11 protein-coding genes are annotated in these 13,692 nt (G+C 40.3%); 1 reads left to right on the forward strand and 10 read right to left on the reverse strand.

Annotated features, from left to right (window positions below; all coding sequences use genetic code 11):
* Positions 1-90 precede the first annotated feature (90 nt).
* The 7 genes from AC27EF_RS00785 to AC27EF_RS00815 all read right to left on the reverse strand — a co-directional run bounded on the left by AC27EF_RS00785 (position 91) and on the right by AC27EF_RS00815 (position 6,412).
* On the reverse strand, positions 91-213 hold the full coding sequence (locus AC27EF_RS00785) for a hypothetical protein (protein WP_487108265.1): 123 nt from the start codon (positions 211-213) through the stop codon (positions 91-93).
* A 57-nt stretch (positions 214-270) separates the two neighbouring features.
* Positions 271-1,509 carry a bifunctional phosphoribosyl-AMP cyclohydrolase/phosphoribosyl-ATP diphosphatase HisIE gene (gene hisIE / locus AC27EF_RS00790; RefSeq protein WP_487108266.1) on the reverse strand — a complete coding sequence of 413 codons (1,239 nt, stop codon included), beginning with the start codon at positions 1,507-1,509 and terminating at the stop codon, positions 271-273.
* Positions 1,509-2,096, reverse strand: coding sequence for an imidazoleglycerol-phosphate dehydratase HisB (gene hisB / locus AC27EF_RS00795; RefSeq protein WP_487108267.1), 588 nt, complete (start codon positions 2,094-2,096; stop codon positions 1,509-1,511). Before hisB ends, hisIE begins: the two co-directional genes overlap by 1 nt.
* 4 nt (positions 2,097-2,100) lie before the next feature.
* A complete protein-coding gene (gene hisD, locus AC27EF_RS00800; protein ID WP_487108268.1) occupies positions 2,101-3,405 on the reverse strand; it encodes a histidinol dehydrogenase in 1,305 nt (434 codons plus the stop codon).
* Between the two features lie 14 nt (positions 3,406-3,419).
* Positions 3,420-4,067, reverse strand: coding sequence for an ATP phosphoribosyltransferase (gene hisG / locus AC27EF_RS00805; protein WP_487108269.1), 648 nt, complete (start codon positions 4,065-4,067; stop codon positions 3,420-3,422).
* Positions 4,068-4,096: 29 nt separating this feature from the next.
* Positions 4,097-5,281, reverse strand: coding sequence for an ATP phosphoribosyltransferase regulatory subunit (hisZ, locus tag AC27EF_RS00810; protein ID WP_487108270.1), 1,185 nt, complete (start codon positions 5,279-5,281; stop codon positions 4,097-4,099).
* A 120-nt stretch (positions 5,282-5,401) separates the two neighbouring features.
* On the reverse strand, positions 5,402-6,412 hold the full coding sequence (locus AC27EF_RS00815) for a DUF7309 domain-containing protein (protein WP_487108271.1): 1,011 nt from the start codon (positions 6,410-6,412) through the stop codon (positions 5,402-5,404).
* Between the two features lie 209 nt (positions 6,413-6,621).
* Here AC27EF_RS00815 and AC27EF_RS00820 point away from each other — a divergent pair, with 209 nt between their 5' ends.
* Complete coding sequence (locus AC27EF_RS00820) at positions 6,622-8,367, forward strand: Rqc2 family fibronectin-binding protein (RefSeq protein ID WP_487108272.1); 1,746 nt, start codon at positions 6,622-6,624, stop codon at positions 8,365-8,367.
* Positions 8,368-8,456: 89 nt separating this feature from the next.
* On the opposite strand, the gene AC27EF_RS00825 is transcribed toward AC27EF_RS00820, so the two are convergent.
* From AC27EF_RS00825 to AC27EF_RS00835, 3 genes are read right to left on the reverse strand one after another with little or no spacing between them, the layout of a single operon-like run.
* Positions 8,457-9,596 (reverse strand): mannitol-1-phosphate 5-dehydrogenase, encoded by a 1,140-nt coding sequence (locus AC27EF_RS00825; RefSeq protein WP_487108273.1) that lies wholly within the window; start codon positions 9,594-9,596, stop codon positions 8,457-8,459.
* Positions 9,597-9,647: 51 nt separating this feature from the next.
* On the reverse strand, positions 9,648-11,531 hold the full coding sequence (locus AC27EF_RS00830; RefSeq protein WP_487108274.1) for a PTS mannitol transporter subunit IICBA: 1,884 nt from the start codon (positions 11,529-11,531) through the stop codon (positions 9,648-9,650).
* Between the two features lie 27 nt (positions 11,532-11,558).
* Positions 11,559-13,646 (reverse strand): PRD domain-containing protein, encoded by a 2,088-nt coding sequence (locus tag AC27EF_RS00835; protein WP_487108275.1) that lies wholly within the window; start codon positions 13,644-13,646, stop codon positions 11,559-11,561.
* Positions 13,647-13,692 lie beyond the last annotated feature (46 nt).

Below are 13,692 nucleotides of genomic sequence, written 5' to 3' on the forward strand. Positions count from 1 at the left end.
ACAGCTTCGGATATCACAAAGCGTTTTTTTAGCTGCATAAGAATCACTTTCCCATGCAGCTAAAAAAATCGCCTTCTAAATCCGTATTGTCTAAATGGATTTCTTTTTCTTCTTTGCACGCTGCATTCCAAAAAAGACGCCTCCCACAGAACATGCCATGAGAATCACAAACTTCAATACGTAAGAAATGAGTTCTGATAAAAACGCTGTCATATCATGCCTCCTTCATCCTATAGAATCGATTATACCAAATCAATTCCCGAAAAACAATTATTTTCTTTCCAGAAGCTCACGGGTTACCTGCTCCCAAGTCATTCCACGCTCTGCCATCAGTACCATCAAATGATACAGAAAATCAGAAATTTCATATTTCATTTCTTCCGGATCCGGATTCTTCGCAGCAATCACAATCTCTGTACATTCCTCTCCGACTTTTTTCAGAATCTTATCAATCCCTTTCTCAAAAAGATAATTGGTATAAGATCCCTCTTTAGGATGCAGCTTGCGATCCAAAATGACATCATAAACATCCTGAAATACATTCATTGGATTGTCATCCTTATATTCTTTTTTTACAAGATCTGTAAAAAAGCAGGAAGAATGTCCCGTATGACAGGCGTTTCCCACCTGCCGAACCTTTGCCAGCAAAGTATCTTTATCACAGTCAATGGACAAAGATTTAACATATTGATAGTGCCCTGAAGTTTCTCCCTTTACCCAAAGTTCATCTCTGCTCCTGCTGTAATATGTCATAACCCCAGTTTCTACCGTTTGCTCAAAAGCTTCTTTTGTCATATATGCAACCATCAGCACTTCCTTGGTCTTATAATCCTGCACAACCGTTGTCAGCATTCCATCGCTGTTTAATTTAAACGCTTCAAACGGAATCGGACTTTTCAGCGTGGACACATCCATTCCATGTTCACGGCAAAATTTCTTTAGTTCCAGCACGGAAAACGGTTGATCTCCTGTAATCGCAATGCTTTGCGCATGATCAGCAGCCTGTGCCGCCTCCAAAACATCTTCTTTCCGCAAAACACTCATCATGACAGGAATGGAAATCTGATTTTTCAGACTTTGAATAAATCCGGCAGTCTTATCATACCCATCTTCCGTTAAAATAAGCAGTTCTCCTGCACCTAAACGTTCCATTTCTTTTGCAAAATGCAGAGGATCATCGAGTTTGTCAGGATTCATAGAAACCATCACCTGAGATTTTCCAAAACGGTCGGAGGCTTTTTTCACAATGTCTTTGTCCACCTGTACTGCCTTCCCGATACAGACTTTATCCGCTCCCGCATATAAAACTTTTTTTACATCTTCTAAGTCCTTAATCCCGCCGCCGACATAAAGAGGAACATCAATAACTGCTTTTATCTCTTTAATCGTCTCAATAGATGCCTTTTCTTCATAGTATCCGATGGCATCCGCTCCGGTATGGTTATATTGTTGTGCAGATTCCACAGGCATCCTGACATCCACACATGGAATCAATGTCGTATACTTCATTATAATGCTCCTTTCGTAGACAGAACATCTCCGATTCTCGGATCTGTCATGGTTGCCTCATCCAGCGCCTTGGCAAAAGCTTTAAATGCGGCTTCCAGCATATGATGATTGTTCTCTCCACACATCTTTTTCAAATGCAGATTCATCGCTGCGCTATAAGAAACAGCATAAAAAAATTCTCTTGCCATTTCTGTATCAAATTCTCCCACACGGTCTACCGTAAAGTCGCAGTCCATCACCAAATATGGACGTCCGGACAGATCTACAGCACAAAGCATGAGGGTTTCATCCATCGGCAGCAAAAAAGAACCATAGCGTTTGATTCCTTTTTTATCCCCCACTGCTTTTCCAATCGCCTCTCCCAATACAATTCCCACATCTTCTATTGTATGATGGCAATCCACATGCAAATCTCCATCCACTGTCACATCAAGATCAAAAAAGCCATGACGCGCAAAGCTATTTAACATGTGATCAAAAAATCCGATTCCCGTGTGAATATTTGTAATTCCATTGCCGTCAAGATTCAACGTCAGGCAAATCTTTGTTTCGCTGGTATTTCGTTCTATGGATACTGTTCTGCTCATCCTTCTATCCTTCCTCGTTATTTTCAAATCGCACTTTCATCGAATTTGCATGTGCTGTCAGTTGTTCCTGACAGGCAAAAAATTCGATGTCTTTATGAACCGGTTCCAACGCTTCTCTTGAATAATATATCACACTGGATTTCTTTATAAAATCATCCACACTAAGCGGCGAGAAAAATTTGGCAGTTCCATTGGTCGGAAGCACATGATTGGGACCTGCAAAATAATCCCCCAACGGTTCACAGCTGTAAGCTCCAATGAAAATGGCTCCGGCATTTTTGATTCTTGTCATCACATCAAAAGGATTTGCCGTCATAATTTCCAAATGCTCTGAAGCAATGGCATTGGCAGTATCGACCGCCTCTTTCATATCATCCGCAACTAAAATATATCCAAAAGAGTCCAGTGATTTTTCCATAATTTCTTTTCTGGAAAGCTCTTTTAAAAATCCATCAATTTCTCTGGAGACCTCCTGTGCCAGTGATTCACTGGTCGTCACAAGAATGGCGCTTGCCATCTCATCATGTTCCGCCTGAGATAACAAATCCGCTGCCACATATCTGGCATTTGCAGTTTCATCTGCCAACACAAGAATTTCGCTTGGTCCGGCAATGGAATCAATACTTACATTTCCATACACAGCTTTCTTTGCCAGCGCCACAAAAATATTTCCCGGGCCTACAATTTTATCCACCTTCGGAATCGACTCTGTTCCAAATGCCAAAGCCGCAATTGCCTGCGCTCCTCCGACCTTATAAATCTTATCTGCTCCCGCTTCTTTTGCTGCAACCAGCGTACTGGCTGTCACTTTCCCATCTTTTCCCGGAGGAGTCGTCATCACAATATTTTTTACTCCTGCCACATGGGCCGGTACAATATTCATTAAAACAGAGGACGGATACACCGCTTTGCCGCCCGGGACATAAACACCGCAGCTTTCCATCGGCGTTACTTTCTGTCCGAGCATCACCCCGTCTTCCCTTGTTTCAAACCAGCTTTTTTGTATTTGCTTTTCATGAAAATCACGAATATTTTTAATTGCTTTGCGAATCACCTCAATCAATTTGTCATCCGTCTGCGCATAGGCTTCTTTAATTTCCTCTTCCGTCACAAGAATATTATCTTTGCTGATCACAGCTTCATCAAATTTTTTTGTATAATCAAAAACTGCGGAATCTCCCTGATTTTTTACATTTTCAATGATTGCATCCACCTGTTCCTGAAATCCTGCATACTGATTGGGATTCCTCTTTAACAGATCCGATAAAATATTGGCAATGGAATCTTTATTGATTTTTACAATTCTCATATTGATCTCTCCCGTTATTTCTTTTCATCCAATAGTTTTTTTAATTCTACAATGATTTTACTAATCCGCTCCTGTTCCATCTTCTGACTCACCTGATTGACTACCATTCTTGCTGACAGCGGACAAATCTCTTCCAGCACTTCCAAACCGTTTTCCCGCAAAGTCGTTCCAGTTTCTACAATATCAACAATCACCTCTGAGAGACCGACAATTGGCGCAAGTTCTACCGAACCATTTAATTTTACGATTTCTACCGTCTGCAATTTCTCATTATTAAAATATTCTTTCGCAATATGCGGATATTTCGACGCTACACGAATCATTTCATTGCTGTTTAAATATTTTTTTGCCTCTTTCGGTCCACAGACGCACATTTTACACGCACCGAACTTTAAATCCAGTACCTCATAGAGATTTCTTCCCTCTTCCAGTATGGTATCTTTTCCCACCACACCAATATCTGCCGCACCATATTCTACGTAAGTCGGAACATCACTTGCCTTTGACAAGAAAAATTTCAGCTTCAATTCTTCGTTGACAAAGATCAGTTTTCTCGTTTTTTCATCCTTCATTTCCTCACAGGTAATTCCAATCTGTTCCAGCAAGGATAAAGTTTTTTTTGCCAGTCGTCCTTTGGCTAATGCAAATGTAATATATCTCATGTATGTTTTCCTTCCTTTCACTGATTCTATTACGAAACAAAGTATAAAATTTCTCCTATTTTATGCTCCTTCGCATAATGCTCATACGCTTCTGTGCTGATCTCTTTCTTTTTCCGCTCCAAAACTACCGATCTTCCCTGCCTTCGCAACTCCCCTGCTTTGACAACTGCATCTTTCATTAATTGATCGGCATACAAAATCATCACGTCCGTATGATCTGCCTCCATGGCAATTCCCTGTCTTCCAAGCGCGATCATTAATTCATCCAATACGATGGCGAAACCTACGGAAGGCGCCTTTTTCCCGAATTGTTCAATTAAATTATCATAACGTCCGCCTTTTAACACAGCATCTCCGGTTCCGTAAGTATATCCTTTAAAAATAATTCCGGTATAATAATTATGTTTGTTCAGCATCCCGAGATCAAAACTTACATATTGGTCTTTGTCATATAATTTCAGAATATCATACACTCTCCGAAGCCGCTCAATGGCTTTCTTTGAAATTTCGTTGTCAACCATCTCCTCCGCCTGGTCTAAAATTTCAACATCCCCGTTCAGCTCATTAAATCTTAAAAACACCTCTTTGACCTTCTCTGAAAGATCCAAGGTTTCCACGTATTCCATCAACCCAAAATAATTTTTATTTAAAATAAACTCTCTCAGTGACGTTTTTACCTCTTCTTCCTCGATAGAGTCAGTTAATCCCTGAAAAAATTCAACTTCTCCAATAGAAATACGGAAATCACGAAGCCCTGCAGCCAAAAAACAATCAATTGCCATGACAATGACTTCGCTGTCCGCCTGAATGGAATCATCGTTGATCAGCTCTGCTCCAAGCTGGCAGGTTTCTTTTAATTTCAGCTGATAACTGGAATTATTTAAAAATACATTTCCTCCGTAGGACAAACGAATTCCCATTTCCTCTTCATGAAAGTATTTTGCAACACATCTGGCGATGGATGGAGTAATATCCGGACGAAGAACCAGAGTGTTCCCCTCCCGATCAAAAAATTTAAACATGTCTCTGGAGGAGACAGTTCCTTTTTCACTGTTAAACACATCAAAAAACTCAAATCCCGGTGTCCGAATCATCTCATATCCATAGGAGGCAAAAACTCTATTTAATTTTTCTTTCATTTTCGTTCGCTGCGCACATTCCATGCCGTAAACGTCTCGGACTCCTTCCGGTGTATGAACTCTCTTTTTATTCATCTTAATCTTCTCCTTAATACTTCATCAAATTAAAGTGCTACTTCGCTAACACGTGAAATCTTTCTGTATTTTACCAAGGATTGTTCCATTTGTCAACTATACGCCGGCATAAAACAAAACTCAAAGCCGGCGAATAACTTCTTCCCGGACATCATCCAGCTTTTCCACCGGATCATAAACCAGCTGCACCCCGCACTCCCTGCAAATATCTTCCAGAGCGCCAAAGATCCACGGATTTCTTGCCTTAATGGTTTGGATTCTTCCATGCTGCTGTGTAAAACTTATAAAAAATCCCAGTGCTCTGCCAATTTCATCGTCATCTTCTTGCAGCACATCCATCGTTATCACTTCATCATGATTCTCATCAAACGCCATAAACATCAACGGATTCCTCGGACGATCTCCCGCATCTTCTTCCACATAAACCGGAAGATATGCAAAATCCAGCAAAACCGTCAGATCCAGCGCCGGAGATTTTTTCAGGTCTTCTCTCAGCTTTTCATCTTCCAGCATCACCGACGGGAATTCTTTTTCTACCACAGGAAATTTTGTGGAAAACATTTCCCATGTTCCTGTCTCTTCCTTGTATTTGCGAATGATTCCCTCTCCCTGCTCAAAATCTGCTGTTACTTTCCCTTCCTGCACTGCCTTTACTGCCATATACAGATTTTCATATACCTCTGTCAGCAATTCCACTTCATCAGCGTCTAACAGATATGGCTGGTATCCTTTTTTATAGGAAAAAAAGTAAATCCAGCTTTCAATATTTTTAAAGCGCAGATCCAAGCGATCAATGACCTCTTTTTGTTTTTTTGGAACCTTCATCATATTTCCAACAAAACACGTGAGGCTGGAATGTTCATTGATCAAATATTCCGCAGGGAGATCACACGCGTCGGATCCTGCGATCATATAAAAATCCCCAAGTCCTTCATATCCTTCAAATGCTGCAATCCCCTGATCTTCGCCGTATTTTCCCATGATGCTGCAGAAAACAGGGTCCTTTCTTCCTTTTGGAACAATAGCAATTAAATCCTTATTTCCCAAAGTATTCCAAGGTTCTAATTCCTTTAATTTTTGCGTAATATCGTACAATTCTCTCCAAGCTTTGACGGATGCTTCTTTTCTCAAAATTCTTTCCTCCATTTTTAAATGATCTGCCCCTGTTTTCAAAAGTTTATCAATATTATAAATAGAAAATTCCCGAATTACAATACCACATCCAAAGGAACTGCCGTTAAATCCTGGATTTTATCTTTATACTTTTTCCACAATCTGTTATAATTGTGTGACAAACCGAAAAAATCCATCGGTTCAATACATCATCAGGAGGTCCTATTATGGCATTTGACGGATTTGTCATTTCAAATATTACAAAAGAGTTAAACGATACAATCATCGGAGGACGCATTTATAAAATTTATCAGCCAGAAGCAGATGAAATCACGCTGGTCATCAAAAAAGAGCGAGTTACCTCAAGGCTGCATCTATCTGCCAGCGCATCTCTTCCTCTGATTTATTTATCCATGGAGTCCAAAGAAAATCCAATGCAGGCTCCTAATTTTTGTATGCTGTTAAGAAAACACCTTGGCAGCGGTCGTATCCTCAAAATTTCTCAGCCTAATTTTGAACGAATTATTGAGATCACCATCGAACATCTCAATGAATTGGGTGATGTCTGTCAAAAACGGCTGATCATTGAGATTATGGGAAAGCACAGCAATATTATTTTTGTAAACGATGATAACATCATTCTGGACAGCATCAAACACATTTCTGCCAACATAAGCTCTGTGCGCGAAGTCTTGCCGGGACGAACCTACGCCTATCCCCCTTCTAAGGAAAAGCAATCCCTAATGACTCTGACAGCAGAAGATTTTTACGGGAAAATCCTTACGAAACCACTCAATCTCTGCAAAGCTTTATACACTTCGATTACTGGTATGAGCCCTCTGATTGCCAATGAGTTATGTGACCGGGCAGGCCTGGATGGAAATGCATCTACCAGTTCTCTGTCCGAAGCTGATGCTGCAGGTCTCTATGGACAACTGATCAAATTAAAAACCCTCATCGAAGATCAGGCATACATCCCCAACATCCTCTATCAAAATGAGGAACCAAAGGAATTCTCCTGCATTCCTTTAACTTCGTATCCTGACTGTACCGTCAAAACATTTAACTCCATTTTTGACGTACTCACAGAATATTATCGTGAAAAAGAAAAATACACACGAATGAAACAAAAATCTTCTGATCTTCGCAAAATTATACAGACTTCTCTGGAACGGACCAGTAAAAAATATGATTTGCAGCTTCGCCAGTTAAAAGACACTGAAAAAAGAGAAAAATTCAGAATTTACGGAGAACTCACACAAACCTATGGCTATCAATTAGAGCCAAATGCAAAGTCGCTAACCTGCACTAACTATTACACCGATGAAGAAATCACCATTCCTCTGGATCCTTCCATCTCTCCTCTGGAAAACGCAAAGAAATTTTTTGAAAAATACAACAAACTGAAACGCACCTATGAAGCGCTTTCTCAGTTAACTTTAGAAACAAAATCAGATTTAGATCATTTGGATTCCATCGCCACCGCTTTGGCACTGTCCGAAAATGAAAAAGATTTACAGGCAATCAAAGAAGAACTGACAGACTTCGGCTACATAAAAAAACGCGGTTCTAAAGGAAACAAAAAAAATTCCAAATCTAAACCGCTCCACTTTCTTTCCTCCGATGGCTTTCATATGTATGTGGGAAAAAATAATTACCAAAATGATGAATTGAGTTTTAAATTCGCCAATGGAGGAGACTGGTGGTTTCATGCAAAAAACATGGCGGGTTCTCACGTCATTGTACGAAAAGAACAAGCGGAAACTTTACCGGACGCAACTTTTGAGGAAGCCGGACGCCTTGCCGCTTACTACTCCAAAGGACGCCAGGCTCCGAAAGTCGAAATTGACTATATACAGCGAAAAGAATTAAAAAAACCTCCAAAATCTAAACCGGGGTTTGTCATCTATCACACCAATTATTCCATGATGTGCATCCCGGACATTACGGGAATTGAAGAAATAAAATCCTAAGGAAGGGAATTTCAAGACTCATTTTATCCAAAAGCAAGCAGGATCATCCGGTCATTTTCACCGGAAAATCCTGCTTCTTTTATAAAACATTACATTGCATTGTAAATTTTAATGACGTTTTCAAGAACTCTATCCTCTGTAATTCCGGAAACTTCTTTCAGCGCTTCTTTTACGCCCAATGTCTGAATTTTATCCTGAAGCTCTACGCTCTGAGGATCTTCTACATTCTCATATTTTAATGCCGCCGCAATTCCTGTAAGCAGCGCATCCACCGGCAAATCATATTCCAGCGCAGTCATCGTCGGTTTGGTCAGACGATCTGCAGCGCTCAGCTTTCTCAAAGGTTCTCTTCCGACACGCGCTGTATCATCAACCAGATACGGATTTTTAAATCGATTTAAAATTTTCTCAATGTATTGAAAATGTGTCTCCTTATCAAATCCATATTTGTGAACCAATGCCATTCCACTTTGCTGCATTGCCTTCTTCACAATTTTTAAAATTTCTTCATCTGCAATACTTTCGTCAATGGTCTTATACCCCTTATAGTTGCCAAGATAAGCGGTAATACAATGTCCTGTATTTAAAGTAAAAAGTTTCCTTTCAATGTAAGCCATCAGATTGTCTGCAAGATTCATTCCTTCAATTTGAGGAACCTCACCTTTAAAGGACGCTTCTTCTACATTCCACTCATAGTAGTTCTCTACCACTACATCAATCGGATTATCAAGACGAACTGGAGGTACAATGCGGTCAACAGAACAATCCGGGAATCCCACATATTTTTCTGCATATGCCTTTTCTTCTTCATTCAGATGCCCATAAACCGCTTCCTTAAGCTGAGAACTTCCTTTGATGGCATTCTCACATGCAATAATATTTAAGAATTCTTCTGCCCCTGATGTTTTTCTTACTTTGATACCTTCTGCAATCGCCGGTGCAATGATCGGAAGAATCCGAAGACCAACTGCTGTCGTAATCAGCTGTGCCTCCTTCATTTCATCAATTAATTCCGTTTTCGCAGAATTAACGCCGCTGATATCTGTAATGACAATCTCTTTGCTTTCCACATCTTTTACATAAATGGTATATTTCCCATCTTCATTGATTTTATCAATAATCTGGTCATTGACGTCTGCAAATACCACATGATATCCTGCTTTTGAAAGTAATCCTCCGATAAATCCACGTCCTATATTTCCTGCTCCAAACTGAATTGCTTTTTTCATTTTTCTCACTCCTAAGCTAAAAAATCATTGTTCTTTCCTGTTATCAGTTCCTTATGAACGAAACATTTCCATAATTTCATCAATATTTTTTGTATTTTTTAATTGCTGAAGTTTTTCCTCATCCCCTATGACTTCTGTAATCTTTGCAAGCAAGCCCAAATGCTCATCTCCAATTCCTGCAATTCCAAACACCAGCTGCGCCTTTTCATCTCCGAAATCTACACCATCCGGATATTGCAGCATTACAATTCCTGTTTTCTGGACTCTTTCTTTTGCATCTCCAGTTCCGTGAGGAATTGCAACGCCCATACCCATATAGGTACTTACCGTATCTTCCCTCTTGACCATTGCCTCAATATACTCTTCCTCTACATATCCCAATTCGTTTAATAATTTTCCCGCTGCGCGAATCGCTTCATATTTGTCCACAGATTTTAATCCGGTCTTAATTCCCTCTTCTACCAAAATTTTAGATTGGCTATGAGAGGTTTCTTCCTCAGCCGGAATCTCCTCTGCTGTAACTGCCGTCTGATTCTGAACAGAAGAAACTGATGTTACTTGACGATACAAGGCATCCAGATTCGGATCCTGAAGGAAATTATTAATCACAACCATCTGCGCCTGCGGAGCAGATTTTTTTGCACGATCCACCAATACTGCCTGAACAACTGCAATATCACAATCTGCCGGAATATTGTCCACAGAAGTATTGATTACTGTAAGATCCGGACGCTCTGCTTTTACACGATTCCTGAATTTTGTAGCTCCCATTGCAGAAGAACCCATTCCGGCATCACAGGCAAACACGATTTTCTTGACCTCATCCGCATTCTTTTTCTCTCCCGCTTCTAAAACAGCACCTTTAGATTCTGCTTTCTTAGCTGCCATATCACTCTGAGCATCCTCAAGACTCTTTCCGTTTGCCATACGAACAATCGGAGCGGCAATCAGGAAAGATACCCCTGTTGCTATGATAACACCGATCACTGTCAAAACCATCTGACTTCTCGGTGACATGGATAGATAGGCAATAATTGATCCTGGGGATGATGGTCCGACCAGCCCGCATCCCGTAATGCTAAAGAACGTAATTGCACAGATATTTCCTACAATCGGAGCAATAATGATGATCGGGTTCATCAATACATAAGGAAAATAAATCTCATGAATTCCCCCGAAGAAATGGATAATAATAGCACCCGGAGCTGATGATTTTGTAACCTTATCTTTGGAAAACAGCATATATGCGATTAATACCCCAAGTCCCGGTCCCGGATTTGCTTCCAGCATATACATAATTGATTTTCCGGCTTCTTTTGCCTGTTCGATTCCGATTGGTGTAAAAATACCATGATTCAGCGCGTTATTTAAGAATAAGACTTTTGCCGGCTCAATAAAAATTGCTGACAGAGGCAAAAGATTGGCATCTACTAACACATTGACCCCTGCGGTCAGCACTGCCAAAACAGCTGACATAAACGGTCCAATCAGAAAATATCCGATAATCGCAACGATCATCCCCAGAATCCCCACAGAAAAGTTGTTGATCAGCATCTCAAACCCTGCAGGCATATGTCCGTCCATTGCTTTGTCAAAATTCTTAATTACCCATCCTGCAAATGGTCCCATTACCATGGCTCCCATCAGCATCGGCTGTCCGTCGAAGCCGCCGACACCAGCAATGCATCCCATGACTGCAATGGCACCCATAACACCTCCTCGGTCACCTCCGACTTGCCTTCCTCCTGTAAAAGCAATTAGGATCGGTAATAGAAAGGTTAACATATAAGGCTGAATCGAAGCCAGCTTCTCATTGGGAATCCATCCATCTGCAATAAACAGTGCCGTAATAAATCCCCATGCAATAAACGCACCGATGTTCGGCATCACCATCGCACTTAAAAACTTACCGAATTTCTGTAATCCATTTTTCATGCTGTAAATCCTCCTTATCTTAATTTCTCATTTTCTTTTCATAATCTTTTCAAAATAGCTGCCGAGACTGGCCTCTAACTCGGCCTCCACGGCTTTTCTATTTTTATGGAACAAATATGTAATAATCTGATCTTTTTCAGCCAGAGCCCCGCTGACCTCACTCATCACTTCCCGATAAATCACCTGATCTGTGACCTTTGGAATCAGCATCAGCAGTGCCCCGCGAATCACCGAACCCTGTTCCACAATGGGTTCCTTTAAATAAATATAGCCAAAGCGACAATGTTTTACGCCTTTGGTTTCACTGTGTAAAAACAAAACCTCCATATTGGGAATATAGGTACTGGAAATCTCTTCTCGCTGATAAAGCTCTGCCGTAATGATCCTGGCAGCTTTATCATCTCTGGCAAAAACAGTCCCCGCATAGTCAATCAAATCCTTTTTCCTTTGAAGATTTTCTCCATTGGAAATCTTAATATTGTCCAGAACCTGCAAAATTTCCTGCCCGAGCGTTACCATATACTGGATATGGTATTTGCCGATTTTTTTTGGCTTCAATACCTCTTTTGCCTGTTTTTGACAAGGTGATTTCTGAACCTCTGCCAATGCTGTCTTTACCATCACTTTATCAGTTTCGGTAAGCATGGAACTCACATAGACATTTGGAAAATCAAGATCCAGTTGTGTCGTAGAAATTACAAGATCAATCCCATTACGAGACAGTTCTTCCACCCGAATATCTGCACTTGAAATCACTTTCTGAATCTCTATCTGAGGAAATTCTCTTTTTAAGGAAACAGAAAGCATCTGCGATGTTCCGATCCCATGGGGACAGGCAACATACACACGAATTTTTTTCTCCTCTTCCTTTTGCTTTTCAATAAAAGCACAAAAGTACATCGCAATAAATCCGAGTTCTTCTTCCGAGATTTCAGAAACTTTCAGCTCCTCTTTTAAGAACTCACATGATCTCTTTACTGCCTGATAAACATCTTCATACTTCTTTCTTAACATTTCCATATGTGTATTTTCTGTAAAAATCTTCGCTCGAATCCGATTCATCGCCGGTTTCATATGATTGCAAAGACTGTCAATCAAAACAGTATTCCCCAGAAAATTCATATCCAGCAGTTTTTCCATATTCAATGTAATCTTAATCACAATTTGCCGAACTCTGAAACTCTCTTCATCATACTTGCTGTCATGCTTGTTTTTCCAAATCTTCGCTGTCAAAAGCTGCATCGCAATGCAGTAAATTTCACCTTCTGAGATCTGATGTCCCACAGCGTAACTTATTTTGCTTCCAATCCAGTTTGCCATTTGACATTCCGGAAGATGCATCATGGACGCAAGATTTTTCTCATTGCCCTCTACTTCAAGTCCTTTTTCAATCCTGCTTTTTGCCACCATAAAATACAAAGATAACTGCCGAATGGAACGCTCTGTATATTGAATGTTTAAAAGCTTTTGCAGCTCCTGAATCATCCACAGGGTTTCATCGAAAAATTCCTGCTTCAAATTCAAGAATGAACCATCCTGCCGAAGTTTCTCATTCGTAAGAAGCTCCGACAACCAATGACCTTCCAGTTTCTTTCGCATCGCCATTGTAACTGCCTGACGGTAATCCTCTTCTTTTCCGGTCCAATAAATGCCTATGCCCGGTTTTCTCTGCAAGGATAAATTATAATGACTCATCCACTGTTCGATTTCATCCAAATCACTTGTTAGGGTTCCATCCGAAATGTGAAAAAGGGATGTAAAGTAGAAATATTTCAGCGGCTCATTTGCCATCAGAAGACTGGATATAATTCTTCCCTGTCGTTCCTCTTTGGAGTATCCAAACTGATTGCGATCCAGCTCCACCAGTTCCCGAATAAACCGTCTGGTTTCCTGAGTTTCTTTTACATAAAGACCCACTCTTGGTTTCTTTACCAACTGAAAATCATTTTCTTCAAACCATTGATTAATCATCGGCATCTCCCGGAGAATGGTCCTGGAGCTTAATTTGAGCTTTTCCGAAATCGCCTGTATCGTAATTGGATTGTCCACGCTAAACTGTGTCAACATTTTAATGATTGATTTCTGTCTACTTGTTAATCCGGATTTTTTCGACATATTTTCATCCCTTTCATTTATTATTATATACATTGATTTTTATAAA

Source organism: Anaerostipes stercorihominis (assembly GCF_057535655.1).